17 protein-coding genes are annotated in these 26,556 nt (G+C 56.7%); 11 read left to right on the forward strand and 6 right to left on the reverse strand.

Annotation, left to right across the window (positions count from 1 at the left end; genetic code table 11):
* Positions 1-110 precede the first annotated feature (110 nt).
* Together ACU5AY_RS09065 and ACU5AY_RS09070 are read left to right on the forward strand one after the other, a co-directional pair.
* Entirely contained in the window at positions 111-1,238 is a 1,128-nt protein-coding gene (locus ACU5AY_RS09065; protein ID WP_446828982.1) for a Fic family protein, read from the forward strand.
* The gene (locus ACU5AY_RS09070) at positions 1,235-5,545 is read left to right on the forward strand and encodes a hypothetical protein (RefSeq protein WP_446828811.1); all 4,311 of its coding nucleotides are present in this window, start codon (positions 1,235-1,237) and stop codon (positions 5,543-5,545) included. Before ACU5AY_RS09065 ends, ACU5AY_RS09070 begins: the two co-directional genes overlap by 4 nt.
* A 43-nt stretch (positions 5,546-5,588) precedes the next feature.
* Here ACU5AY_RS09070 and ACU5AY_RS09075 read toward each other — a convergent pair whose 3' ends face one another.
* Together ACU5AY_RS09075 and ACU5AY_RS09080 are read right to left on the reverse strand one after the other, a co-directional pair.
* Positions 5,589-5,984 carry a hypothetical protein gene (locus ACU5AY_RS09075; RefSeq protein ID WP_446828812.1) on the reverse strand — a complete coding sequence of 132 codons (396 nt, stop codon included), beginning with the start codon at positions 5,982-5,984 and terminating at the stop codon, positions 5,589-5,591.
* A gap of 506 nt (positions 5,985-6,490) precedes the next feature.
* Complete coding sequence (locus tag ACU5AY_RS09080; RefSeq protein ID WP_446828813.1) at positions 6,491-7,864, reverse strand: tyrosine-type recombinase/integrase; 1,374 nt, start codon at positions 7,862-7,864, stop codon at positions 6,491-6,493.
* Positions 7,865-8,298: 434 nt separating this feature from the next.
* Here ACU5AY_RS09080 and ACU5AY_RS09085 point away from each other — a divergent pair, with 434 nt between their 5' ends.
* From ACU5AY_RS09085 to ACU5AY_RS09105, 5 genes are all read left to right on the forward strand, one after another.
* Positions 8,299-9,543, forward strand: a complete 1,245-nt coding sequence (locus ACU5AY_RS09085; RefSeq protein ID WP_446828814.1) for an AAA family ATPase — start codon at positions 8,299-8,301, stop codon at positions 9,541-9,543.
* A 2-nt stretch (positions 9,544-9,545) separates the two neighbouring features.
* Complete coding sequence (locus ACU5AY_RS09090) at positions 9,546-10,208, forward strand: RloB family protein (protein ID WP_446828815.1); 663 nt, start codon at positions 9,546-9,548, stop codon at positions 10,206-10,208.
* A 583-nt stretch (positions 10,209-10,791) separates the two neighbouring features.
* The gene (locus tag ACU5AY_RS09095) at positions 10,792-12,129 is read left to right on the forward strand and encodes a hypothetical protein (protein ID WP_446828816.1); all 1,338 of its coding nucleotides are present in this window, start codon (positions 10,792-10,794) and stop codon (positions 12,127-12,129) included.
* A gap of 316 nt (positions 12,130-12,445) precedes the next feature.
* Positions 12,446-14,386: a ParB/RepB/Spo0J family partition protein gene (locus ACU5AY_RS09100; protein ID WP_446828817.1), complete on the forward strand. Its 1,941-nt coding sequence runs from the start codon at positions 12,446-12,448 to the stop codon at positions 14,384-14,386.
* Between the two features lie 228 nt (positions 14,387-14,614).
* Complete coding sequence (locus ACU5AY_RS09105; protein WP_446828818.1) at positions 14,615-14,911, forward strand: nucleotidyltransferase family protein; 297 nt, start codon at positions 14,615-14,617, stop codon at positions 14,909-14,911.
* Positions 14,912-15,070: 159 nt separating this feature from the next.
* On the opposite strand, the gene ACU5AY_RS09110 is transcribed toward ACU5AY_RS09105, so the two are convergent.
* Positions 15,071-18,985 (reverse strand): beta strand repeat-containing protein, encoded by a 3,915-nt coding sequence (locus tag ACU5AY_RS09110; protein ID WP_446828819.1) that lies wholly within the window; start codon positions 18,983-18,985, stop codon positions 15,071-15,073.
* Between the two features lie 475 nt (positions 18,986-19,460).
* Between ACU5AY_RS09110 and ACU5AY_RS09115 the strand changes: the two genes are divergently transcribed.
* The 3 genes from ACU5AY_RS09115 to ACU5AY_RS09125 all read left to right on the forward strand — a co-directional run bounded on the left by ACU5AY_RS09115 (position 19,461) and on the right by ACU5AY_RS09125 (position 22,016).
* Complete coding sequence (locus tag ACU5AY_RS09115; RefSeq protein WP_446828820.1) at positions 19,461-20,321, forward strand: nitrate- and nitrite sensing domain-containing protein; 861 nt, start codon at positions 19,461-19,463, stop codon at positions 20,319-20,321.
* Positions 20,322-20,983: 662 nt separating this feature from the next.
* Positions 20,984-21,559, forward strand: a complete 576-nt coding sequence (locus ACU5AY_RS09120) for a YdcF family protein (protein WP_446828821.1) — start codon at positions 20,984-20,986, stop codon at positions 21,557-21,559.
* 148 nt (positions 21,560-21,707) lie between these two features.
* The gene (locus ACU5AY_RS09125; protein ID WP_446828822.1) at positions 21,708-22,016 is read left to right on the forward strand and encodes a pyrophosphatase; all 309 of its coding nucleotides are present in this window, start codon (positions 21,708-21,710) and stop codon (positions 22,014-22,016) included.
* 42 nt (positions 22,017-22,058) lie between these two features.
* On the opposite strand, the gene wrbA is transcribed toward ACU5AY_RS09125, so the two are convergent.
* Entirely contained in the window at positions 22,059-22,658 is a 600-nt protein-coding gene (gene wrbA, locus ACU5AY_RS09130; protein ID WP_446828823.1) for an NAD(P)H:quinone oxidoreductase type IV, read from the reverse strand.
* Between the two features lie 276 nt (positions 22,659-22,934).
* Between wrbA and ACU5AY_RS09135 the strand changes: the two genes are divergently transcribed.
* Entirely contained in the window at positions 22,935-23,687 is a 753-nt protein-coding gene (locus tag ACU5AY_RS09135) for a competence/damage-inducible protein A (protein WP_446828824.1), read from the forward strand.
* A 15-nt stretch (positions 23,688-23,702) separates the two neighbouring features.
* Here ACU5AY_RS09135 and ACU5AY_RS09140 read toward each other — a convergent pair whose 3' ends face one another.
* Positions 23,703-24,872: a DUF1501 domain-containing protein gene (locus ACU5AY_RS09140; protein WP_446828825.1), complete on the reverse strand. Its 1,170-nt coding sequence runs from the start codon at positions 24,870-24,872 to the stop codon at positions 23,703-23,705.
* 10 nt (positions 24,873-24,882) lie between these two features.
* A complete protein-coding gene (locus tag ACU5AY_RS09145; RefSeq protein ID WP_446828826.1) occupies positions 24,883-26,388 on the reverse strand; it encodes a DUF1800 domain-containing protein in 1,506 nt (501 codons plus the stop codon).
* Positions 26,389-26,556 lie beyond the last annotated feature (168 nt).

Consider the following 26,556-nt stretch of genomic DNA (forward strand, 5'->3'; position numbering starts at 1 on the left):
GGCACAAATCGGAAACAAATCCCTTTTTAAGGAAAACATATGGTGATAACCTTTATTTACGAAAATCGTAAGTAAAGGATCAGCGAGTGAAGGCACGTATCGGACAGTGGATGGAATCGACCACGGGAGGCGAAACCGTCCGTGCCTATGTACCCAATCCGTTGCCGCCGAAGCCACCGGTCGATCTGACGGTATTTTCCAGCCTGATCGAACAGGCCAATCTCGCATTGGGCCGTCTCGACGGGGTGACCTCCATTCTTCCGTCCCCCGCCTTGTTCATCTTCATGTATATCCGAAAGGAAGCGCTTCTGTCGTCCCAAATCGAGGGAACGCAATCCTCACTTTCGGATCTGCTGCTGTTCGAGGCCGACGAGTTGCCGCTGGTCCCGCTGGACGATGTCCAGGAGGTCTCAAACTACATTGCCGCCATGGAGTATGGCTTGCAGCGCATGCGGGACGGATTTCCGCTCTCCCTGCGTCTCATTCGTGAAATCCATGGAGTGCTCCTGAAGAAAGGGCGCGGCGCGTCCGCGCAGCCCGGCGAGTTCCGGCGCAGCCAAAACTGGATTGGAGGCGCCCGGCCCTCGCGTGCCATGTTCGTGCCTCCGCCGCCAGAGCGGCTGGAGCAATGCTTGCATGACTTCGAACTGTTCCTCCACGAACCGCACGGCCTGCCGACGATCGTCAAGGCGGCCTACGCCCATGTCCAGTTCGAGACCATCCACCCGTTCCTCGACGGCAACGGGCGTCTGGGACGGTTGCTTATTACCTTTCTGCTGTGCGCGGAGAACATCCTGCGCGAGCCGACCCTGTATCTCAGCCTCTATTTCAAGACCAACCGGCAACACTATTACGATCTCCTGCAACGCGTGCGGACGCATGGGGAGTGGGAAGAATGGCTGGCTTTCTTTCTCGACGGCGTGGCCGAAACCGCCAGCCAAGCCGTCCAGACCGCCCATGAAATCCTCAATGTCTTTGAAAAGGATACCCAGAGGGTCCAGACCCTAGGTCGTGCGGCTAGCTCCGCTGCCGTCGTCCACCAGTATCTCCAGAAACATGCCCTGACCACGTCGGGCAAGGCGGCGAGCGAATTGGCGCTGAGTGAGCCGACCGTGAATTCCGCTCTCAAGCACCTTGAAACATTGGGCATCGTCAAGGAAATCACCGGGAAACAGCGTCGCCGTGTCTTCGCCTATGATGCTTATCTGGAAATTCTGCGCAGGGGGACAGAGCGGTGACATCATCCGCAACAGCGAATGAATATATCCAGTTGTTCCGAAATTTTCGGCCCGTCCAAGAGGATGAAAGCGAATTCCACACGTCTCGCGAAGTGGCACGGGCCTTAGGCAATGAGCAAGACTATGGTTGGGATTCCGTACTGAAAACGCGGAGAGCAGTCATTCTGGCCGAAGCTGGCAACGGTAAAACCGAGGAATTCAAACAACAAGCAGTCCGGTTAAATGACGCTAGCCATTTTGCAGTCTTTATTCCCATTGAGGATATCGACGCTATGCCTTTCGAGGACGCGCTTGATGTATCGCAAGCTGCCGCTTTCCAGGCTTGGAAAGATGGAGATAGCCACGGCTATTTCTTTCTGGACTCAGTGGATGAAGCGAAGCTCACAAACAAGAGCCTTCGTCGGTGTGTCATCAATCTTCAGAAGGCGATTCACGGGCATGCAGAACGTGCAACCGTCATCATCAGTTGCCGCTGGAGTGACTGGGACTTCAAGCGTGATCTTCCACTTCTCAACGAGAAGCTAGCTCTGGTCACACACCCTTCTGTCCAAAAGCACAATAGCGAACAAGCCCTCATAGAGCTTCTTGAAGGCGCTCACAGTGGCAATGATGTCGACAAAAACGCAGAAACTGAAATCCTCTCGCGAGAGTTTCAGATATTTGTACTGGACGGATTGGACGATGAACAGCGTAAGATCTTCATTGAGGCAAAAGGAGTAGTGAACGCAACGGCGTTCCAAAACGAACTGGAGCGAAACGGACTGCTGCCATTGGCTAGCCGCCCCAAAGATCTTTTGGATTTCGTCAGCTATTGGCACGATCATCAAGAACGACTTGGTGCCCGCAAGGAGATGATTTCCTTCACGATCGATAAGCGCCTAATTGAGGAACAAAAACATCGCCCAACAATCCACGGTTTATCGATTGAACGCCTGAGACTGGGTGCCGCTCGCCTCGCGGCAGCCATGGTTTTGGGTAAGACCCTCTACGTTTCGGTATCGGGGACGGATGAAGCACCTGGTGAGACCAGACTGGATCCGTTCGCACTTCTACCCGACTGGGACGAGGCTATGGTTCATAGCCTTCTCAGACGAGGAATCTTCACGCCAGCAAGCCTCGGGCGGGCAAAGTTCCATCACCGCGAGACCATGGAATACTTGGCGGCAGTATGGTTCAATCATCTGCTTGCAAACGGTTGCCCTTATTCCTCGGTCAGAGAGCAGCTTGTTGTCAAAACCTACGATCAAGAAACAATTATCCCTTCATTGCGTCCGACGTCAGCATGGCTTGCATGCCTTGATGAACGCTTCCTGAGAGACATTATCGAAAGGGAACCCCTCGTTCTGATACGCGATGGTGATCCGGGCTCAATCCCAATCCCATATCGGCGCGATCTGCTTCTAAAATATGCGGAGCTCCATGCGGAAAACAGGATAAGCGACGACAGCATTTCCAATGAACGCCTTTGGATGTTCGCGGATAAAGAACTCGAGCCGACCATTCTGCAAATTTGGCCGGATCATTATGAATACGACCTCAGGGGCGACCTTGTAAGATTGGTGATGTTCGGTCAACTGACGGGCTGCCTAGGTGCGGTCAGGAAGCTTCTGGATAACCCCTGCGCCAACCGCCACCAAGGTCCATGGGCACTGGATTGCCTGATCAAACTTGGTGACGACGAGGCGGTTCGTGATTTCGCAAAGCGCTTCATGCTCACTTACAGGGAAATGCCTATCCGCTTTCAGGTCAACTTTGCTGAAACGATGTTTCCCCAGTACCTGTCAACCAAACAGTTGCTGGAGGTGATCGAGCACTCCAAAAAGCCGGAAAAAGGAAGCATTGAAGGGTTTGGTTACTACCTGAAAACGCTGTGGCGCAATTGCCCCGAAAACGACAGACTCGATTTTGCAGAAAAACTGGCGGAGTTGGCTCTCCGACCGCCATTTCTCGCCACATATTACAAAGTGTCTCGTCATTTCCTGTTTATTGCACGCCACATCGAACCTATTTGCCGCGACCTCATCGGGCGACTGGATGATGAAGCCCCCCCACCAGCTCTGACAAAATGCCTTTGCGTCCTGTCAAATGCCGATCGTCAAGAGGATACGCGCAGCCGTGAGCAAGTGCCAATCGGAGAACTGTTCGCAACTAAGCCTCTCTTGAAGCGAAGCCTCCTGTGGGAGGCAACAGCGCATGCGCGTGAAGATTCATCCGAAAAAAGAGACGTCACTGCTATTTGGAACCTTCATACCTTTCGTGGGCCGACACTCTCGTTTGCTGAAAACGATATCGGCTGGTTGTTCTCGGATCTTGAGGATATTTCCCGTCTTCTAGACGACCGGAAGGTGATACTGAGCATTCTATGGCGAATGATGCATTTTGCCGAATTCCAAAACGACGAACTAACGCCAGAACTGGTAGCTGCACGAATTTCCGATAACATCCCCCTGTTGGATTATTGGAAGCAGCTTCTTACGCCCCCCAAACGCGACAAAGAAATGGAAAAATGGGAGAGGCGTGAAGCGGATCTGAAGCAGAAAGAGGAACGTAGGCGGAAAAAGAATAACGCCACCTGGATTCAATTGCAGCGCAAGATTAAGGCAAACCCAGGTCTGCTAAACGATCCAGAGCGCGGCCTCAGTTATATTCACGACATGTCTGACCTATTACGTAGACAGTCGCGGGCTGGCGACGAACACTTCGTGGACCATTTTGACGATCTCGACACTTTGTTCTCACCAGAGGTGAAAACGGCTTATAAGCAGGCGCTTCAAAAACATTGGCGCTCGATAATCCCTTTGTTCGAAAAGCGATCTTATTGGGATCAGATTTACGCCAGAACCGGTGCCTATCTTGAGTTCCACAATGATCTCCCCGCTTTCAAAGAACTGCCAGAGGCCACAGCGCGTAAAGTCATTCAATTTGGGGTATATGACCACCACAGCGACTGGGTTCAGCGTCTTGTTGATTGCCGTCCTGAGATCGGCTTGCCCTTGGTGGCTATGGAAATTCACCGCGAAATCTCTGGCCCTTCCGCCAGTGGTCGCAGCTTCCTCTACTATTATGCCCGACAATCAACTGAGATACCCCGCTTAGTGCTCAACAGGATCGTTGACGCAATCAGACCAGAAACCCTTTCAAACGTCGAACTAACCGATCAGATACTTGCAGTTTTGATGAAAGCGGAATTGCTGGCGTCGGATCGCACTCATATATCTGATGTTTTTGAACAATACCTTCAGCACATGCTGAATGAGAAGGAATATCATAGAGCGGCACAATGCCTGGCAGGCCTCATGGTGGCCAATCACACGACTGGAGCCCAGCGGCTTCTGGAGATCTGCGCACAGCTGCCAAAAAAACAACGTCCAGCGTTTGTCGTGGCGGCTATAGGGAAGCTCTTCGACCCTCACCACCACGGTCTTGCTTTGCCCATATTGAGACAGTTGGAAGTGGATCATTTGGTCTCTCTATACAAGATGGCCCGTGACCATATTCCAGAAAGAGAACGGACATCAGGAGTAAAGTCGCTCGACGAGATCGATTATGCGGAACAAGGACGAGGAGCTGTTCTTTCCGCCCTCACCAACCGCAAAGGCAGTGAAGCCTATTTTCGGGTTTGTGAGTTAGCAAACTACGGGACCGCGCGAGACGGCTGGTATCTCCAACATGCAAAGCGCATGCTGGAGCGAGATAGCGAACCACAACCATGGCAAGAGAAAGAGGTCTTGAGCTTTGAAAAAGGCTTCACGGCTCCCATAAAAAGTGGAAGACAGTTGCATGAAGCAGTAATGCACGCGCTACAGCGGATCTCCGATGATTTGACGGGTGCCGACGCCTCAATGCTCGGAATCTTGAAAGCAATCGCCGCGAAAGGCGTACGAGACGAAGGTGCCTTGAGGGACGCCTTCATGAGTAAGCTTATCGACAGCAATTCGGACAGGTTTCACTCGGCGAAAGAAAACCACGTTGGGAATGAAAAGAGGCCGGACATCTTTCTGGCCTCAACAACCTGCCCATTCCAGATTGCCGTCGAGGTGAAACAGGCTGATTATTGGTCAGGTGCCGACTTGCTGGAAGCTTTAGAAAGTCAGCTGGTGGGGCAATATCTTTATCCCGAGAATCGGAGAAACGGCGTTCTGCTTCTCATAAATACCGGCAGCAAACAGAAGTGGCAGTTTCCGGGCATTAAGAAGAAGCTCAACTTCTCTGAGCTAGTTGGCAAGCTCGCAGGGCAAGCGGAAAAACTGAGTGATACCGATGGACGAGAGAAGGTTGGCGTATTTTCAATTGATGTGAGTGCCTGACCGACAATTCAACACTCGCAATCTCTGGAAAAAGCATTGGCTATTATCGCCCTCGATAATAGGCGTCCCACGCCAGTTTGATATCCATGAAAGTCCATTCCCTGCGGCGTCCATGCGCCGGACTTGGGCGACTCCGGCAATCCTTCAGGCCTGTTTCCCGCTGGAACTTCATGAACCAGGCTGTGGATTTCGGATTGCCGCGCGGGGTCTGTTCGATCCGGCGGATGATATCAGCGTGCGCCCAGCGCTCGTGCGGATTGGGAATATGGGCAGGATCGGAAAGATAGGCACGAAGTTGCTGCAGCGTGGCATCTTCCGGTGTTTGGTGGAGGTCGGCGCGCAGCTCGGTGACCGCGAGCTTCGCACCTTCCCTCGCGGCATCTGTCAAAAGATCGCGAAGCTGAGTATTGGTCAGGACAAGCGCCTGCAAGGCTTCCATGGGCCGGGCTTTCGTTGGTGGTGGATTCAGGGCAAAGGTGAAGAGGCGACCCTACTTCATTTCCACATAATGAAAAAATGACGTCAACAGCTTACTGCATAGGTTCTGTCGAGCGCCTTTTTATGGCAGTCTTAACTGAAGGCGGAGCATCTTGAAATCGCACCCCCTGACAGTATCTCTCACCAGGGTGTAATCAGCAGAGGAGCAAAATGTGCGGAAGGACCAAGTACCCGAGTTTGTCGAAGCAATTCTTGATACCGGCTGCTTGATACGTGTGGTCGAACACAAGAGGTACCTATTCACCAGCCCCGACGTGCCCGACAGTGAATTTGACCACATATGCCGCTCGGTACACAAAATATGCAACGCATACGGAGATCGCGACCGCCTTCGCCGTGACATTGTTGCTCATCTCTGCCGCATCGCAAAATATGGGGAGATCGAGGGCGTGAGCATCCATTGATGCGGCACCATTCTAGAATTTTTAACGGGGACGATCGCATAGGTCAAATACCCAGCATTTCCCCGAGCTTTTCGGTAACCGGCCGCAGCGGATCGACCAGGCCCAGGTCGTAGATCATCGTGGTTTCGAGGTTGCCCTTGTGGTCCACGTAGTGCGAGACCGCTTCGTGGGACACGCCCTGCCCCGTCAGCATGAGAGAGATCGCGATCCGCTTCAGGTCGTACATCTGGAAATAGTCCGGCACGCCGGGAAGTGCCTTGAATCGGTCGAAACCCTTTCGGAAATTGTCCCGCGGCCGGGTTTGATCGGTATGCGATGGGAACAATAGCGCACTTTGCGGCCAGCGTTGACGCTGGGACCGCACCATGCCAGCAACCCTCGGGTGGATCGGCACCGAACGGTAGGCGTATTCATAGATCGAGCGCGACAGCTTGATCCCCTTGGTATTGTGCTTGTGCCAGACCAACTTCTCCAGATCGAAGTGATCAAACGCGGCTTTCGACAGATCGCTAGGGCGCGCCATGGTCAGGAACAGGATGCCCATGAAGTTGCATAGCTCCAGCATCTGATCGTTGGCGACCATGGCATGCGCTTTGGCAAGTGCGGTATTCCTCTTGGCAAATCCTGAGAGATTTTCGGTTTCCGGTACGGCTTCCAAAACCGGACAGAAGATGTGGACGGCGATCTGTCGGATTTGTTCGGTGGAGTAATCCCTGCGCTGACGTAAAACCTTACGCTTCCGGATCGGATCACAAGGGTTGCGCATGTCAACCAATTGCATCCGGATGGCCCAGTTATAAAGGGCCATAACGTGCCGTAGTGCACTGTTGTACATATAAGGGGATGCAAACTGCTTCTGGTATCGTTCGATGTCCAGCGGCTTTATTGATGCCAGTGGACGATCGGCGAACATCGATCCAAAATCGGCATAGCGCCTGCGCACGTTGTGCCCGCGCCGGGTTGCCACCTTCGGCACCCTGCGCCGCCATTTCGCAACGAACATGGCGAAGTTGTCACGATATCCCTGGGAAAGTTCGTGAACATGGCTTTCCCAATAGCGGTCGATGGCCTGACGAACGGTCAGTAAATGGGCGCGGCGTGGATCGGTCTGATCGAGGTCGGGATTTTCGCCTGCCTGCAGCTGCCGCTCACGGTTACCTACGGCCAATCGGGCGGACGCGACGTTGAGAACAACCGTCGATCCCAATGCCTTTCGGTAGCGTTTGCCGTTGAACTGATAGGTGTGAACGAACGATTTGGCACCGAGAGCCGTCACGCGGAGACCAAGGCCAGACACAGAACCATTGCGGATTTGGCCATCGACGCCGACTGGGTAGTCCCAGTAGATTTCCTGATCCTTCCCGCTCGGGCATCGCGCATCGAAAACAACGGAATCGGTCAGGAATATCTTGGGCATCTCATGTAACTCTCATGTAACAAATTTATACATAATGTTACATGAGAAATATAGTATTGATCGAGTCAAAACATCAAAAAATGACGGAATAACACTTATTTATAACTTTATGAAGATTGTGAAATACGCCCCCTGTGGCCGCTCCGAAGGAAGGGGCCGTGGGTTCGAATCCCGCCGAGTGCACCATTGTTTTCAATAAATTGCATGAAGGCAACTTCCAGACAGCCCCCTCATGTAAATTTGATGTAACGGCCAGGTTTCTACTGAAACTATCCCTTTCAACCAAGCAGCGACTGGCTTTCCAGATAGCGGCGCTGATTCACACTCACCCCATTCCGCCGCCAAGACCTGATATTCGGACGCTTGATCGAAATAAATTGTATTTCCGCACATTTTATGCAAATGATTAGCCTATAACAGGATTGAACTGAAAAATGCTTTTAGAGTTTCGAGTCAAAAATTTCCGCTCTTTCCGCGAGGAGGCGGTATTGAGTTTGGCGGCTAGTGCCGATCCCACATTGGAAGATAGCCATACCCGCAAAACTGGGCTGGATAAGGTTAAGCGTGCCCTCAATGCGGTAGCGGTCTACGGCGCAAATGCAAGCGGCAAAACAAATATTATCCGTGCGCTTCAATTCATGCAGTTGATGGTAACAACGTCCAACCAGGTGCAGCCGGATCAGGAAAACAACCTTACCCCATTCCGTATGCGCCCGGATTTCGCCAACCATCCGACGTTGTTCGAAGCGACTTTTGTCATTGATGGGAAGCGTTTTCAGTATGGATTCGAGTTGACGCGCCAACGTGTCATCAGCGAATGGCTACTCGTGTATGAAAAGGCCAAACCGCAAGTATGGTTTTCCCGCACTTACAACGAAAAGAAAAAAAGCCGCTACGACTACACCTACAGTGACTATTTCCTTGGGTCGAAGAAGGTCTGGGAGAACGCGACTCGTAAGGAGACGTTGTTCTTAACAACCGCTATTCAACTTAACAGCGATCAGCTGAAGCCCCTGTATCAGAAGTTCTCCGACGAGATGGCGATTTTTCCCGACGGGGGAGGCATCGGGTTCGATTTTTCAGCGAACTATATCCAGAACTCCAGCAATATGCAGCGCGTGGTTTCCCTCATTGCAGCGGCTGATACCGGTATCTCCCAAGTCTCACTAACCAAACGTCCTGGACGCCAATTCCAAGTCAACCTGACCTCCGGCGTACCTGAAATCAAAGAAGCCGAGTTCGACATTCCGCAATTCGGGCACATGACTGAAGGGGAACTGTACAATTTTGAGTTCGCGGATGAATCCGCCGGCACACAAATTCTCTTCAGCCTCGCCGGACCTATACTGGATATTCTTCAGCGTGGGCGCCTGCTGATCATAGATGAATTGGACCGCAGTCTGCATCCACTTCTGGTGCAAAGAATTCTCGATATGTTTAATAACCCCGAGATCAACACCAAGGGCGCTCAGTTGGTCTTTTCCACCCATGACGTGTCTCTTCTGGAAAGTCGCAGGCTTCGGCGAGATCAGATTTGGTTTACCGAAAAGGATTCCTTTCAGGTTTCACATCTATTCCCGTTACTCGAATTCTCGCCCCGAAAGGGTGAAGCCTTGGAGAAAGGGTATTTGGGTGGACGCTATGGGGGCATCCCGATTCTCGGAACGGTGGACCACTAGCCTTGGCAAAAAAACACCGCTTTGAACGTACCGAATCTCGCCTGTCCCGACCGAAAGGCAAGAAGCGCTCATACGATCGCATGTTGATTGTTTGCGAAGGCGAAAAAACCGAGGTCAACTACTTTGAGGCCATCCGGCGCGAGAAGAGGCTTCCTAACGCGGATATCGAGGTGGTTCCCTCCGACTACGGCACGTCTCCGCTCGACATCGTCGAATACGCTATTGATCGGTTCAATGAGAGCCAGGCTTTTGATCGCGTCTACGTGGTTTTTGACCGGGACGATCACGCTAGTTATCACAATGCACTGTCAAAAGCCGATGCCACCCATAGGAAACTGAGAAATGACGAGGGAAATTTGGTTCCGTTTACGTCGGTTCCGTCCGTTCCGAATTTCGAATTGTGGATTCTACTTCACTTCCGTGATGTCCTGGCGCCGATCCATCGGAACGAGGTCTACGCAGCACTCCGCCGGGCCGAATTCTATCCCACCTACGTTAAGAACAGCAAAACGGTTTTTCGCGACACCAAGGACCGCCTTCCCGATGCAGCCCGGAGGGCGGCTGTGCTTCGGGGACGGTTCAACAAGTATGACGGGAACGACCCGTATACGGACATTGACGTGCTGACGTCCGAGTTGCTGAAGATTGCCGGGAGGTTTGGATGACGTCGGCTGGAGCCATACACGTTCTTGTCTTCTTGGACTCCGTCACTTGATAGCGACATCATCCTCTTTGGCGGAGGATGGAACTGTGCGGCATGGCAATCCGGCAAAGCAAGCGTCCTGACAGAAGTGAATACGCTTTGTTTGAATGGATATCAAATATACTTGGAATTTCCATAATGAATCTTTTCCTCCGGCCTGGGGTTGCATTGTCAATTTCCATATTCAGTAGCCTAATCGGCTGGGCTATCAGCGATCAGCCTTGGCGGGCCTGATCCTCGCGTGTTAGTACTAGCTTTCGCTGTTTGGGCATCGGCGGAAAGCCTAGTAGGTGGCACTGCAGGATTTTTCGCTGGCATAATTGGCTTCCAAGTGCTCGTGGGCGCGAACTCCAATTTGGGTATGTTTCACAAGTTGCCCTATGGCTGTATTTCGATTGATCGGCGAACCACCACAGATTGCCTCGACGATGCCGCTCGAAATGCAAATGAAATTCCGCCAAGCACGCTTATACATCCATAAAATGGCTTCAGATGTTTCAGCCTTTTGCCTGGGTAATGCCGACAAATAATGATAGTTGTTGGTTATGATCGAGAAACCCGAAAAGCATACTGACGGTTGTCCGCTTGAGCCTGTGCACAAGCGCCTCGAAGATTTGCACCATCAATGGCACTTAGCGCAGAATGCGTACTTCGACCCAGAGGCGTTCCGCATGGCGATCCAGACCGCCATTCAAACGTCGCGCACCGTGTCATTCATCCTTCAAAACAACAAACGCGTCATTCCTGATTTCGATAACTGGTATATGAAATGGCAGAATGAATTCCGTTCCATTCCGCTTATGAAATGGATGGTTGACGCCCGCAACAAGATTGAAAAACAGGGCGACCTTGAGGCGCACAGTTTCATCCGTGCAGAGATCGTGGCCTCCCACCTCAACGAAGGTCCAGTCGTACAAGTCCCTGCTGAATTGTTCGATGCGCCTTGGAAACTCGTAAAGAGCATTCCGGACAGCGAGTTGGGCAATCACATAAAGAAAGATGGTGTACTCAGGATCCAGCGCCGCTGGATTGAGAACACGCTTCCGGATTTCGAGCTCCTTGATGCAGTTGCCATCGCATATGGGCATCTCTCGCGCTTGCTTGATGATGCGCACCGGCAAATCGGCCTTCCTGTTCCAGAACATCGAAACGTCGAGACGGGCGAACTCTATGACGCCGAGGCCATGCAAGGCCGCCTGCCGTGCATGATCGGGCACGGAGACCTCCGCTCACTTGATGTTTGGCTTGCTAATGGCACGGCTGTTGAATTTGACCGGATCGAACGGAAAATCGATCGCGAGGATCTGATAGCGCAGGCTGACCGGTTCACGGAACGCTATGGTTTGGAGCCAAAAGATATATTTGGCGGGTCCGATAGTGCGGAAGCCACTCTCGACGCGCTTTTCAAGACTGCACGGGTGATGCTTGAAAAGGACGGCGGACACATCACCATTATGTTCTATTTCAAGGGTAAAGCGATGCTTCATATGACAGAGCTCCGCCCTGCAGAGCACGGTCAGAAATATCTCATGATGCGAAATGCAGCTCATGATCTCGTTCGCAAAGGCGCTGATACAGTGATTTTGATCGGTGAAGTTTGGAGTGCGCCTTACTCGCCATCAAATCCTTACCGGCGTGCCGTTGATGCACCGGAGCGGGAAGAATGGCTAGTGGCCAACCTCGTCCGCAAGACGGGCGAGCCCATCCAGTTGTCTGCCCGCATGGTCCGAAAGGAGGGGCGGATAACGCTTGACGCGACACAAGAACAGCGCGGCGGAGCGCACTTCCTTTTCGCACCCTTTTACGAGGCCTGGGGGCGCGAAATTCCTACCGAATGGATGGAGCAGGAGAAGGCGACCCGTGGCATGGATCACTTCGGCTAGTTTTCTTCCATATCCCTTCCGTATTTGTACCTCTCAAGTGCCGCGCATTGCGGCGCGTTCGAAAACAAACATCCACTTACTATTGAGAACGTCAAAGCCATTTCATCGACAAGGGGGCCGAGGGGCGTTGCCCCTTCTCTCCCCCAAACAGGATCTTCCGCCCAGCTTCCGTCCCTTCGCTTGCGCTGCGGTCCGTGCAGCCGGGTCCCCGCGAAGACCTGTTGTCCCCTTCCAACCCCACCACTCGCGCGGCCCCGGGAAGCAGGACGGGGTCCTGTTTCCCTGTCCCATCAACCAAAGTGAAGGGACAAAATCCATGAACATCATCAATCCTCAAGACGCCGCTGCGGCGGCGGTCGAGCAAAACATCAACATGCGCCACGCCGTGGAAGCCATTCCGCTGAACCGGCTGGTGCCGAGCGGCGCCAATGTGCGCCGCATCAGGGGTACGGCGGGCGTGCCGGAACTGGCCGACAGCATTGAAGCTCATGGGCTTCTGCATAACCTGACCGTCCGCAAGGGGAAAAAGGGCCGCTACGAGGTTGTGGCGGGTGGCCGTCGCCTTGCGGCGTTGCGCCTGTTGGCAAAGGAAGGGCGGCTGGCGGCGGATGTCGATATTCCCTGCAACGTGCGGGACGCCGACAGCGATACAGAGCTTTCGCTGGCGGAAAACGTCCAGCGGGAGGCCATGCACGTCGTCGATGAAATCCTCGCCTACCGTGACCTTGCCGAAACCGGCATGGCACCGGAAACCATCGCCGCGCGGTTCGGACAATCCGTCCTGACCGTGCGCCAGCGCCTCAAACTAGCAAACCTCTCGCCCAAGGTGCTGGACGTCATGCGCGAGGATGGCATCACGATCGAGCAGGCACGGGCACTCGCCATCAGCAACGACCACGAAGAGCAGGAACGGGTCTGGTTCGAGGCTCCGGCATGGAACCGCGACCCGCGCAGCCTGCGCGCCCTGTTGACGCGTGAACATGCGCGCAGCACCGACCGGCTGGCCCGTTTCGTGGGGCTGGAGGTTTATGAAGCCGCTGGCGGCACCGTTCTCCGCGACCTGTTCGCCGACGAAACCGGCTGCTATCTGACCGACCAGCCCCTGCTGGCGCGGCTTGCTCTGGACGCTCTGGAGACGGCGGCGGAATCCTACCGGAGCGAAGGCTGGAAGTGGGTGGAAACCACCCTCAACGCCTCCGCCAGCTACAGCAGCGGCCACGGGCGCATCTACCCGCAGATGCGTGAGCCAACCGAGGCCGAGCAGGCCGAACTTGCGGACCTCGGCGCGCAGTACGATGCCCTGCAGGCGCAGATCGAAGCCTATGCCGAGGGTGATCCCGCGATCGCGGACGACGAGCGGCGACTGGCCGACATCGAGGCTGCCATAACGGCCATCCGCAACGCGGCCAAGAGCTATGATGGTGAGGAGCAGGCGCTGGCAGGCTGCATCCTTGGCATCGACCACGCGGGCAGCCTGTATGTCGGTCGCGGCTATGTGAAGGACGAGGATCGGGACGCGCTGGAGCGCCTGCGCCGTGGTCAGGACGGTGACACGGACGAACCCGACAGCGTGGCACCGGCGACGCCGACCGAGCCCGATGCGGGGTATTCCGCCGCATTGGTTGAGGAACTGACCGCCATCCGCACTGCCGCCCTGCGGCTGGAACTTGCCAACCGTCCCGCCGTGGCTCTTGCCGCCCTGCTCTATCCGCTGGCCGGTCGCCTGTTCCAATCCGGCTACGGCATGTTCGATACGGCGGTGGAGGTCAGCGGCCAGCGCCGCGACCTCGCTCCCGCCATCAAGGAACCGGAAAAGGCCCGTGCGCTTGCGGCATGGCACGCGATGAAGGACGCGTGGGGCGAGACCTTGCCCGGCCAACCGGCGGACCTGTGGGAGTGGCTGTTGCAGCAGTCCACCGACAAGCTGCTGGACCTGCTCGCGTTCACCGCCGCCGCCAACCTCAATGCCGTCAAAGCCAAGCATGACCACAGCAAGGCGCGGCTGGACAATGCCGAGCGGATTGCGGAGGCGGTCGGTCTCGACATGCGGGAACACTGGCAGGCGGACGCCACCTTCCTCTGCCGCCTGAACAAGGGGACGATTGCGGAGGTACTGGCCGACGCTGGATGTACCCCCGAGACAGTCCAAGCGGTGGAGAAGGCACCGAAGGCCGATGCCGTTGCCGAGGCTGAAAAGCAGCTGGCGGGTAAGGACTGGCTGCCGCCCGTCTTGCGCGGAAAAGGCGACATGGCCTGACCAACCGCACCGATCTGTAATCAAGAGCCCGAGCCCTCCGCTCGGGCTGTTGTGTTCCGTGCCACCGGCGCGGACCGGCACCCGCCGGGGTCGACCCGGCAGGTGCCGGGGCGAGGAGAACCCCGTTCCCCTCTCCTCGCGCACCTCTCCCGCCCTGAAAGGTTTTGGCCCCGCGGACGTCAGTGAAGAAATCTGGATGGCTCGCGCGAAATGATATAAGTTGTAGGTATGAACAGGTCGGACGCCATTCGCAAACTCAAGCAGCACGCCCATGCCGTGAAAGGCATGGGCGTGACGGCCCTGTATATTTTCGGATCGACGGTCCGCAACGAGGCCCAGGCCTCCAGCGATTTGGATCTGTTTATCGACTATGACCCGGCACGCCGGTTCTCGCTTCTGGACCTGGTCGGCATCAAGCAACTGCTGGAGGAAGAACTGTCCGTCGAGGTCGATGTGACGACCCGCAGCAGCCTCCACCCGATGCTCCGCAACGACATCGAACAATCCGCCGTGCGGGTTTTCTGATGGTCAAACGCAAGGTCGGCCCGGTTCTGGCCGACATGCTGGAAGCCATCGAGGGCATCGAAACCCACACCGCCAGCAAAAACCCGATCTGACTTTGAGCGCAAACGTCAATGGAAGCTGGCCGTTCAAAGAGCTTTTGATATGAGGCCGGATCAAATTTCAGCTCCACTTGAAATCGGTTGCCGACAGATCCGACGAAGACACCCCAGCGAGCGTCAATTGCATGTCGGCAACGCCGTCCCCATTAACGTCGACAATCAAGGTATGACTCGAATTCACGAAATAGGCCTCGGAATTGCCGGTGCCTGACAGGGACGTCGAACCGCCGAGCCAATTGAACGTTCCCGACAGGAGCCCCGAAAACACCAGTTTGTCGGTTCCGGCGACGAAGTCGGTGATCTTGTCGGCCGCCGCGGCATTGGATTGGCTGGTAGAGGTGAAGGTGAACATATCCGCTCCCGCGCCGCCCGTCACAGTGTCGATGCCGTCGCCGAAGATGATGGTGTCGCTGCCCGCTCCCAGATCCACAATGGTCGATCCGTTTCCTCTCAGCACGATGAAATCGGCACCGGAACTGCCGGTGATATGTTCGGCATTGGAGACGGTCAGCGTCGATGCCGAAGACAAGGTCAGATAATCCTCGCCGGCACCCAAATCGATCGGCCCGCCGCTGAAGGTCCCGGAAATCGTGATATCGTCGGAGTATCCGGAACCTCGGATGGTCTCGACACTGGTCAGTGTGGCTGTCGCTCCCTTGGCAAAATAGATGCTGTCCATGCCGGTACCAAGGTTGAACTGGCCACCGGTCACTTCGTCTTCGACATAGACCGTGTCCGCATTGGACCCGCCAAGGATCGATTCCACGGAGTAGACAGAAACCGTGTTCGTGTAGTTGCCGAGGATGAGCGTGTCGTTGCCGTCGCCAAGATCGATTTCGATCCCTTTCGCCGCGTCGAGAATGGTAACGCGATCTGCCCCGCTGCCGCCCAGCACGGTTTCCACCCCGGTCAGCGTCACCGTGTTCGATCCTGCGGCGAGCCTCACCTCGTCGTAGCCCGCACCAAGATCCAAGCGTCCGGCAAATACCTCGGAGTTGATGACGACAAGATCGTCGGTCGCGCCGCCGATGACCGTCTCGACATTGCTGATCGTCACCGTGTTGATCACGTTTGCGAGAACGAGTTTGTCGTTGCCGTCGCCGAGGTCGATGTAGCCACCGGTCATTTGCGTTGCAAGCGTGATGCGGTCGGCATAGGCGCCGCCGGAAATCGACTCCAGGTTCGAGACCGTTGCCGTCAGGCCGCCGGTCCAGCTGAGCCTGTCCATGCCCTCGCCAAAGTCCATCACCGCCCCGGCAATCGAGCCGTCGATCGTGATGTCGTCGTCGCCGGACGAACCGACCAACGTTTCCACGCCCGCAATCGTCACGGTCGCGCCTGCCGAACCGATGATAAGCTTGTCGTTGCCGCTGCCAAGATCGATGTAGCCCCTCTCATAGGTTCCTTCGAGGGTGACCGTATCAGAGAGCGTACCGCCCTTGACGGTTTCGACGTTCTGGACGGTTGCGGTGTTGTTAAAATTACCAAATCTGACCTGATCATCACCGCTCATCAGGTTGATCACGCCACCGGTATATTGCTCGACAAAGGTTATGACATCCGATCCTGCATCCCCGATCAGTGATTCAATTCCGGCAACGGAGATAGTTGCCCCGAATTCGGAAAGCCGCAGCGTGTCGGTTCCCGCCCCGAGTTTGATCATCCCGCCGGTTATCGCATCGCTGATCGTGACGTCGTCATCGCCGCCGCCGCCGATGATGCTTTCCGTTCCGGAAACCGTCACCGTGTTGCCGCCGGCAGACAGGATGAGCGTATCTGCTCCATCGCCAAGCGCGATATAGCCGGTATCGCCGTCCGAAAGTGTGACCCTGTCGTTGCCGGCTCCACCGCGAATGCTTTCCACATGCGCAACCGTGACCGTGCCGCCGAGGTCGGAAAAAATGAGCTCGTCTTCACCGCCGCCAAGGTCGATGTAGGTTCCCGTCGTGAATGTGGCGAGAGTGACCACATCTTCCCGACTGCTGCCGATAACGGTCTCGATATTGGCGATGGTGACCGTCGCTCCTTGTGCCGAGAAGGTGAGCAAATCGCTACCCTTGCCGAGATCGATGTAGGCGCCGGTCACTTCCGATCCGAAGGTCACCGCATCGTTGGAACGCCCGCCGGTCAAAGTTTCCACGTTGCTGACCGTCAGCGTATTGTTCTTGTCGGCGAGGATGACGGTGTCGTTGCCATCGCCCAGGTCCAGCATCACACCTGCGGCAGCGCCGGCAAAAACGATGGTGTCGTCGCCGCGTCCCCCGATAATCTTTTCCACATTGGCAACCGACAGCGATGCGCCATTGTCACCGATCTTCAGCGTATCGTTGCCGTTGCCGAGATCGACGATCGTGGTGGTTCCAACCTTGGCGATGGTGACGACGTCATCGCCGCCGCCGCCGGTAATTGTCTCGACTGCCGACAGGGTAATCGTATTGCCACCATCGGCCATGATGACGGCATCGTTGCCTCCGGCAAGATCGATCTCACCGTCGAACGGAGCAGACAGATAGATCTTCTCGGTCCCGCTTGAGCCGGTGATGGTCTCAACATTGGCGACGGTCACGGTCACATTGCCGGAAAGCTTGAGGACGTCATTTCCGCCGCCAAGATCGATAAAGCCGCTGTCGACCGTTCCACCGAACTGGACGACATCGTCCGCGGCCCCGCCAATCACCGTTTCGACGTCGGCGACCGTCACGGTCGCTCCGAGATCGCTGAAGATGAGCGTGTCGTTACCACGACCGAGGCTGATGGTTCCGCCGGTATACTCACCGGAAAGAATGACGGTATCCGCCGACTTGCCGCCGGTAATCGTTTCCACATTGGCGATGGTTGCCGTGTTGTCATAGTCGCCGAACTTGACCCGGTCCTTGTTCTTGCCGAGATCGATGTAGGCTCCGGTCACCTGCCGGTCGAAGATCACATAGTCAGCGCTGGCGTCCCCGAGAATCGTCTCGATATTGCGGGCAGTGATCGTCCCGCCCGAATACATCATGACCGTATCGTTGCCGGCGCCAAGATCGAGGAAAGTTCCGGTCGTCTGGTTGGAGATCAGCACGTAGTCGGAACTCGTGCCACCGTTGATCGACTCGATCAGCGCAACGGTCAGCGAGTTGTCGAAGTTGCCGAGCGTCAGAGCGTCATAGCCAGCGCCGAGATTGAACAGCGCACCGGTCACTTGGCTAGCCACTGTGATCGTGTCGGTACTGGTAGAGCCGATCACCGTTTCGATATTGGCGACCGTCAGCCGGTTATTGCCAGCCGTCAGAGCGAGATAATCCGACCCCGCGCCAAGGTCAACGTAGGCACCGGAGGCTGATACCGCCATGGAGATGCGGTCGTCTCCCGCGCCTCCGATCAATGTCTCGACGGAACTGATATTGAAGGTATTGGTACCGTTGCCGAGATAGACCGTGTCATTGCCCGCGCCGAGATTGATCGAACCGCGCGTGACTTCGCCTTGAACGACAATGGTATCGGATGATTGGCCACCAACGATGGTCTCGACGTTGCGAACCGTCAGGGTATTGTCGTAGTTGGCAAGGAATACGCTGTCGCCGCCCTCGCCGAGGTCGAACAGGCCACCAGTCATTTGCGTCCTGACGGTGATGCGATCCGACTTCTCCCCGCCTGTGATGAATTCGACGTTGGCAACGGTCAGCGTCGCGCCCTGATCGGAAAGATAGAGGTAGTCGGTGCCATCCCCGAGATCGATTGTTGTCGATGTCACCTTGCCATCGAGGGTGACGACGTCAGACTGACTGCCGCCCGTCACCGTTTCAATATTGGCCAGTGTCAGTGTATTTGGGCCCGCATCCGAAAGGATCAGACTGTCTTTGCCAGCTCCGAGATCGATATAGCCACCTGTCACCTGCCGGGAGACGGTAATAATGTCGGTGTAGGACGACGCGGTGATCTCCGAGATACCGGTGACGGTCGCCTTCTTGCCGCTGTTTGATGTGCCCGTCGCCATGACTTTCCCGCGTTCGCCAGAGGTAACCGAAGACACACGGATCTATTGCGCAAACGGCGGGATGTTGAATGCGCACACCGAACGCGATCAGCGCTCGGGGGAATGGCACTCATCAACCCGGCTGGTCAGAGCCGCGATGTCATCGAATGTTCGGAAAGAGCCAGCCTTGGATGCTTCATCGGATTGTCCGATAAACACCGTTCACACGGGATGAACACGCCGCCGCGCCACCCTGATAACAATGAGGTGTGCCATCAGATGACACGTCCATTGCCGTTCCCCAAGCATCGACACTAAGCGTCATAGCTTGCCCGGAACTTGCCCTGAAAATCTCCTCGGAAGGCGGCGGATTTTGCACTCCGTCAATGCCTAAGAGTTTCCCCGTCCCGGCGCGAGCGTGGCCGCCATTGACACTTCGTTAACCTAAAACCTCTATGAGCATAGCGATATCCCTTTTCCATATCGGTAAACTGAAATGAGGCAGACCAACCGTGGCTACGCCCGCCATATTGGGTGGGCCGCTGCACTTCCGCTCACGATTTGTCTCTTGTCATTGCCGCAAGCTTTCAGGCTGTCGGAGTCGGCAAATTATGCCCAAATGAACCTTGCGGCCGACCTCCGGACCACTGCATTTGCAGACATGACCCAGCAACTTCAAGCCGAACGTTTCCGGGCACTGCGGTTCGGCCTCAACCCTTCACTGAAGAATAATGCCGCCCTCGCTGAAGCTCGGCTGCGAACGGACGATGCTCTAGATCGGTTTGATGAAGCCATGAGCCGGGTGACCGCCTCAGGAGTTTCAGATGTGCTAGCAGATCAAATCGACGAATTGATGCTGAAGTTCTCCTCGCTTGCCCGACAAAGAAGGCAAATCGATCGTCATAAGTTACCATGGCGAGAGAGCTTTGCGGCATACTCAGCATTGGTAACTGCGGTGCTGGATTTGTCCCAATCACTGCATCTCGACAAAGTGACATTATCCGGGTCCACCAGGGCGCAGTGGTTTGACTTAACATTTTGGACCGGCAAGGATTCAAATGACCTTGGAAAAGAGGTTGGACCAGACTCATTTGACGTAAATGGAGAGCTTAGTCACCTTCAGAGCAATGTTCTCGGTCGGTTGTCCGAGATTAGTGCCTCATTGGATGCGGCAGATATCCACGAAACCGATATCACTCCGCAAAAGCTCAGAATTATCAAATTGCAGCTTGGAATTCTGGCAGATCTGGAGAACAGGATTCTCTCCGAAACCACTGACGAACCGGATAAGAGTGTCGTCCGATCCCTCATGTGTCGTTCGTCAATGTGCAACCTGCTCAGCACAGATGTTCTTTAAGGCTGAACACGCCGGCGTCGTGCGTGCGCGCAAAGTCCGTGCCATTGAGAAATACCTCTATCGGATAGCGTCGGACTGGTCGTCCATGGACAACGCTGTGTCCGAACGCATGCTGTCAGGTGGGATTTGTGGACACACATGCGGACACACACGAAAGTCACTTACATTTTAAATAAAAAAATCATACACTTATTTATATCCAACAAGGACTTAAAATCCCTCGACCTTGGTCGTACGGGTTCGACCCCCGTCGTCCGCACCAACTTGATGCGTCGTCTCCGCCACTCGACGTAGAGTGAAGTTCACCTAAGAGAGCGAATTACACTATTGATGCAAAGTGTCTCGCTTCAGAACCAGAATTTCCGGAAACATGCGAGGCTACAGACAGCGCTTACACATTTCGCAGCCCCATTGGAAAGCTGATAATTTGCCCTAAGACGGTGCGGGAACTAGCGCCATAACACATATCCGATCCGCCCAGTTAGGTCTCCAGACCCCGATGGGCATTGCCACTTTGCTCCACAAAGATTGCGCCTCAAAAACGCCCACCGCCATTCGCAAATTTCTTCATGCAGGAAGTCATACGGGATAGCGCAATCTCCGTCGTACGCTATCGTGTGGTAGATCGGCGCCACATTTAGTTCAATCTTCGCGAGTGCTTCATGAACGAAATCTGGAAAGAAATACTGTCTTACGTCGCACCGGCAACCGCGAAAGTCACGTGCCGGTATTGCTTGGTTTTTGGCACACGTCACGGGGTAGATGAATTTGTAGAGGTAATTCACAGATGTTTCAGCGAGGGGGCCTTCGAAAAGATAATTATCTCCGGCGGGGCTACCATGGGCAATCCTGTTACAGAGGCCAAAATTATAGAATCCGCCCTGCTAAACCGTGGCCTTCCGCCAGATGCCCTTATTCTGGAGCCGAACTCCAATAATACATACGATAATGTCGTTATGAGCAGGAGCGTTCTATTTCAGTTGGAGAGCAATATCGATTCCATTGCCATAGTCGGAAAAATAAGTTCGATGAGGCGATATATGATGACGATCAGAAAAAATTGGCCCGAGATCAATCGCGTTGTAGCCTATCCCGTAAACATATTCTCATCGCAGCCCGAAAAATGGTTTGACGACACCGAATTCAGAGGACGAGTCTTGGGAGAATTAGATCGAATTGCCAAATATCAACTGAAAGGCGACATAGAAGAAATTGATATCAGTAATTTTTCTTATTAGCTGCAAATTTGAAATTGAGAGTTTCGAAATCCCTCGACCTTGGTCGTGCGGCGTCGGCAGGTCTCACCCACTCCCCGGTAAAACGCTTGACGAATCTCCTTCGACAACCAACAATAGAACAAACAGGAAACAAAAAATCGGAGCACCCATGCTCAAACAATTGATGGACATGTTCGAGGCGGCGTCTTCCGCCTATGCCGAGAAGAACGGCATCGCGCGCGACGCGGACTGGCATGTGTTCAAGCTGCAGGAAGAGTTGGGGGAACTGACGCAGGTGTTTAACCGGGTCACCGGGCGTTCACCGGCCAAGGGGCGTACGGCGGAAGAGCTCAAATCGGCGCTGGCCGACGAGACGGCCGATCTCATCGGCCATGTGCTGCTCTTTGCCCGCGCACACGACATCGACCTTGCAGCCGCCATCGCTCGGAAATGGCAATTCAGGCCGGAAAGCCCTTGAGCTTCCCGGCCTGACTGTGGCGTGGGGCTGTTCGCGGTCCGCTTATGCCGAAAGCTTGGCGGCGATCTTGGCGACGTGGGCGCCCTGGTAGCGGGCGGCATCCAGTTCGATTTCGGAGGGCTGGCGCGAGCCGTCGCCACCGGTGATCGTGGAAGCGCCGTAAGGCGAGCCGCCCTTGATCTCTTCCAGGCCCATCTGGCCCTGGAAGGCGTATGGCAGGCCGACGACGACCATGCCGTGGTGCATCAGGGTCGGGATGAAGCCGAGAATGGTCGTTTCCTGGCCGCCATGCTGGGTGGCCGAGGAGGTGAAGACCGAGCCGACCTTGCCGACCAGCTTGCCGGCGGCCCAGAGACCACCCGTCTGGTCGACGAAGTTGCGCATCTGCGAGGCGACCGTGCCGTAGCGGGTGCCGGCGCCGAAGATGATGGCGTCGTATTCTTCCAGTTCGGCCGGGGTGGCGATCGGCGCCTTCTGGTCCATCTTGTAGTAGGAGGCCTTGGCGACTTCCTCGGAGACGAGTTCCGGAACGCGCTTGACGGTGACGTCGGCGCCGGCGGACTTGGCGCCTTCGGCGACGGCATAGGCCATGGTTTCGATGTGGCCGTATGCGGAGTAATAGAGAACCAGTACCTTTGCCATTTGCAAATATCCTTCGTTGTCAGAACTGTATGGGTCGAGACGTGTCGACGGCAATCTAGGGTTTCCGCGCGCCATTCCAAGAGGCGCAATTGGTGACGGACTGTTCACACCGGCACCGCCAAGTTTCACTTGCGCGCACCGTTTCGTCGCCTTTCGACCGTCTTTGCCCGGCGATTGCCCCCGGCGACTGTCCAGCGATGCCCCGTCGCCATGCCGCATTTGCAAATCGGCAAAACGGCGCTACCTATGGCGCAACACTTCATCAGGACGCTTTTCATGACCACTGCCACCGTCGTCACCGCCGCCATGCTCGCCATCGGCGACGAACTCCTTTCCGGCCGCACCAAGGACAAGAACATCGGCCACCTCGCCGAGGTGCTGACGCTTGCCGGCATCGACCTGAAGGAGGTGCGCATCGTCGCCGACGACGAGGAGGCGATCGTCGAGGCGCTGAATGCGCTGCGGGCGCGCTACACCTATGTGTTCACCTCGGGCGGCATCGGCCCGACCCATGACGACATCACGGCGGATGCAATCTCCAAGGCCTTCGGCCTGCCCTGCGTCCACGACGAGAAGGCGATGGAACTGCTCGGCGCCATGTACGAGCGCCGCGGCCTCGAATTCACCGATGCCCGCAAGCGCATGGCGCGCATGCCGAAGGGTGCTACCCATATCCCCAATCCGGTCTCCACAGCACCGGGCTTCATCATCGGCAACGTGCATGTCATGGCCGGCGTGCCGTCGGTGTTCGAGGCGATGCTCGATGCCGTCGTGCCGACGCTTGCCACCGGCTCGAAGATGCTGTCGGAGGCCATCCCCTGCCCGCATGGCGAAGGCGATATCGGCGGCCCGCTGGGCGATATCCAGAAGGCCCATCCCGACACCTCGATCGGCTCCTATCCGCGCTTTTCGGAAAACCGCTTCTTCACCGAGATCGTCGTGCGCGGACGCACCGCCGAAGCGGTCGCCGCAGCGGCGGCCGATGTCCGCCAGATGATCGAGGCGCTCGACCGCAAGAAGGCCGGCTGACCGGCCTTACGCCGCTCAAATGTAGGGCGCGCTGCCGGAAAACTGCAGGCCGGGAAAGACGTCGCGGCCGAGCGCCGAGGCATTGACGCCAAACTGCTTGTAAAGGGCGGCCGCCGCCACCTCGCGCACGTCCGCGGTCGGCATCAGGTCGCGCTGTTCAAACAGCGACGCGTCGTCGAGGCCCGGCCATTTGCCGATCACCCGTCCGCCGGGAATGGCGCCGCCCGCCATCACCGCCACGCCGCCCGTGCCATGGTCCGTGCCGCCGGTACCGTTCTGGCGGGCCGTGCGGCCGAATTCCGTCATCGCCACCACCACCGTCTTCGACCAGACGTCCGGACCGAGTGTCGCCTTGATCGTGGTGATCGCCTCGGCAAGATCGCCGGCCACCTTTTGGAACTGCGCCTTCTGGCTGAAATGCGTGTCCCAGCCGTTGATCGAGAAACTGGCAATACGGAACTCCTTCAGGAGGAAGCCCGCCGCCAGACGCGCGGTTGCGGCAACGCCCCTGCCCTTGTCGCCGCCGCGCAGGAGGTCGCTGTACTTGTCGGCGCTGGTCGCCTCTTCGATCGCCGCACTGAAGGCGGGATCGGACCGGTAGAGTCGCTTCAAAAACTGGATCTGGTCGTCGTTCAGCGACAGGTCGGCATCGCTGGACCAGTTGGCGGCGCGATTGGCGCCCCACAGGATCAGTTCCGAGGACGCGGCGACGTCGATCGCGTTGGCCTTGCCGCTGCCGGGGATCACCGACAGGCTGCGGTTCAGCCAGCCGGTCCGCTCGCCGTTGACGCCTTCGGCGCCGGTCTCGAGGATATCCTGGCCGTCGAAATGGCTGCGCCCGTCGCGGTACGGCGTCGACACCGCGTGAACAAAACTCAGCTCCTTCGCCTTCCACAAATCGGCGAGACCGCCCGCGGCCGGGTTGAGCCCAAAAAAGCCGTCGAGATCAATTAGCCCGGCATCGGGCGAAAGCGCCAGATCGGGCCGCAAGGTTTTCAAAAGCGGATCGCCGTAGGGCTGCACGAGGTCGAGCCCGTCCATCGCGCCGCGCAGCACGATGGCGACGAAGCGCTTGTCACCGGGTGCGGCCGCGAATGTCACCTTGGTCAGAAGCGGCGAAGCGGCCGCGCAGCACGCGCCGGCCAAGAGACCGCGGCGGGTGAGCGAAAAGGGAATGGCGTTCATGGCGATCATCCTAGCGACGGTTGAATTCGGGGGAAGCAAGCACCAGCGTCAGCCCGTAGGGCCGGCTCGGCGCCTGCGAGACGACCTTGCGGGTATTGTCGCCGGCGGCATCCGCCAGCACGTCGTCGACAAAGGCGCGCGGATCGCGGTCGCCGCCGAAAAGCTGCACCGCGTTGCGGCACCAGGCGATGCGTTCCGTCAGCTGCGAGGCGTTGATCCATTCCTCGGCGCGGTCGCCGAAGCCGGCCGGGCTTGAGGGGTTCCAGATCGGCTGGCCCATGCGGTTGAGGGCTGCCACCGTCAGATTGCGCAGCCGGCGCCGGCGCTTGTCGTCGTTGTTCGCAGGCGTCTGCGGCGCCATCATCGACATGCTGTCGCCGCCCATTGCCTCCGCATCGTCTCCTTCGGTCATGCCAGCCATCAGCGGCGACGAAGCGACGTCGAGCGCCTTCAGCCCCGAGACGACGAATTCGAACGGCCGCTTGGCCTTGGTCAGTGGCGCATTCAGCTGATCGGGATGGGTCAGCAGCACCTGGTAGACTTCGGTCAGATCTCCGTCGCTTTTCTCCCACGCCGCCTCCATGTCACCGACCAGAGACTGTGGCGGATCGTCGGCGACGAAATGGCTGGCGAGCTTCAGGCAGATATGCTGGCGGGTGCGCGGATCGGCGGCGAGATCGGAGAGAAGGTCTGTCGTGTCGGCAAGCCGGCGTCTGGCCCCGCCATAGTCGCGGTCGAGCACCGTGAAGTCACCCGGCTGCGCGAGCCTCGGCCGATAGACGGCCTCCATCGCCTTGCGGTCGACGGTCAGGCCCGTCAGCACCATCGCAGCCTGGCGCACATCCGTCTGGGTATAGCCGCTATGGGCGCCGAGCGTATGCAGTTCGATCATCTCGCGGCCGAGGTTCTCGTTGATGCCGCGCTTGCCCTTGCCCTCGGCAACCGCAAGCGAATCCGGCCCAACCGAAGTCGCCTGGTCGAGATAGTAGAGCATGGCGGGATGGGTGACGGCCGCCGTCAGCAAGGTGGTGAAACTGCCCGCGACGTTGGGTCGGATCGCTTCCGCCTCGAACAGCGGCACCATGGCCGCCGTCATCAGGTTCTTGGCCGTGCTGACGGAGAAATGGTCGAACCAGAAGGCGACGAGCCGCTCGTAAAAGGCATTCGGCGAGACGACCGGCTGCAACAGGCGCTGCGACAATGTCGTGCGGCCAGCCTGGACCAGCGTCCTGCGGTAATCCCGGACGGCCACGCGCTTCGTCGGATCGTCCCTGGCAGCACGCTGGAGTTCCGCCATCTCGGCGGCGGCCACAACGGCGCGCGACCGGTAGGCCTCGACAGACGGCATGAACAGTGGCGGCTCGGCAGAAGCCGTCGTCAATTCCGCGAGCAGTCCGTCCGCATTCGCGGCTCCCGTCGCTGTGGCAGACCGACCGAAGCCAAATCGTATGGATGCAAGTGTCGCGTATTCCAAGGGCAATGCTCGCCTCCCGATTGACGAAAAATGCCCCCACACACGGATAGTTTTATCGAAAAATGCGACCAAATTACAGCGCTGCGGGCATTTGGCGCCCGCATCCCCATATCTGGGGAGGCGGTAAAATCTTAAGAAACTGTTATTAATCAATGACTAGTGTTCACCGGTCATGTAGTGACTGCGATTGACCTTGCACGGTCAATCAAT

The organism is Rhizobium sp. PAMB 3174, assembly GCF_052908375.1.

Bases quoted from the DNA above. Each gene is read 5' to 3' on its own strand.
- ACU5AY_RS09075 (WP_446828812.1), bottom strand. From the start codon at position 5,984: ATGGAAGCCTTGCAGGCGCTTGTCCTGACCAATACTCAGCTTCGCGAT.
- ACU5AY_RS09135 (WP_446828824.1), top strand. From the start codon at position 22,935: ATGACCACTGCCACCGTCGTCACCGCCGCCATGCTCGCCATCGGCGAC.
- ACU5AY_RS09105 (WP_446828818.1), top strand. From the start codon at position 14,615: ATGAACAGGTCGGACGCCATTCGCAAACTCAAGCAGCACGCCCATGCC.
- wrbA (WP_446828823.1), bottom strand. From the start codon at position 22,658: ATGGCAAAGGTACTGGTTCTCTATTACTCCGCATACGGCCACATCGAA.
- ACU5AY_RS09120 (WP_446828821.1), top strand. From the start codon at position 20,984: ATGAACGAAATCTGGAAAGAAATACTGTCTTACGTCGCACCGGCAACC.
- ACU5AY_RS09085 (WP_446828814.1), top strand. From the start codon at position 8,299: ATGCTTTTAGAGTTTCGAGTCAAAAATTTCCGCTCTTTCCGCGAGGAG.
- ACU5AY_RS09110 (WP_446828819.1), bottom strand. From the start codon at position 18,985: ATGGCGACGGGCACATCAAACAGCGGCAAGAAGGCGACCGTCACCGGT.
- ACU5AY_RS09100 (WP_446828817.1), top strand. From the start codon at position 12,446: ATGAACATCATCAATCCTCAAGACGCCGCTGCGGCGGCGGTCGAGCAA.
- ACU5AY_RS09065 (WP_446828982.1), top strand. From the start codon at position 111: ATGGAATCGACCACGGGAGGCGAAACCGTCCGTGCCTATGTACCCAAT.
- ACU5AY_RS09115 (WP_446828820.1), top strand. From the start codon at position 19,461: ATGAGGCAGACCAACCGTGGCTACGCCCGCCATATTGGGTGGGCCGCT.
- ACU5AY_RS09140 (WP_446828825.1), bottom strand. From the start codon at position 24,872: ATGAACGCCATTCCCTTTTCGCTCACCCGCCGCGGTCTCTTGGCCGGC.
- ACU5AY_RS09125 (WP_446828822.1), top strand. From the start codon at position 21,708: ATGCTCAAACAATTGATGGACATGTTCGAGGCGGCGTCTTCCGCCTAT.
- ACU5AY_RS09080 (WP_446828813.1), bottom strand. From the start codon at position 7,864: ATGCCCAAGATATTCCTGACCGATTCCGTTGTTTTCGATGCGCGATGC.
- ACU5AY_RS09095 (WP_446828816.1), top strand. From the start codon at position 10,792: ATGATCGAGAAACCCGAAAAGCATACTGACGGTTGTCCGCTTGAGCCT.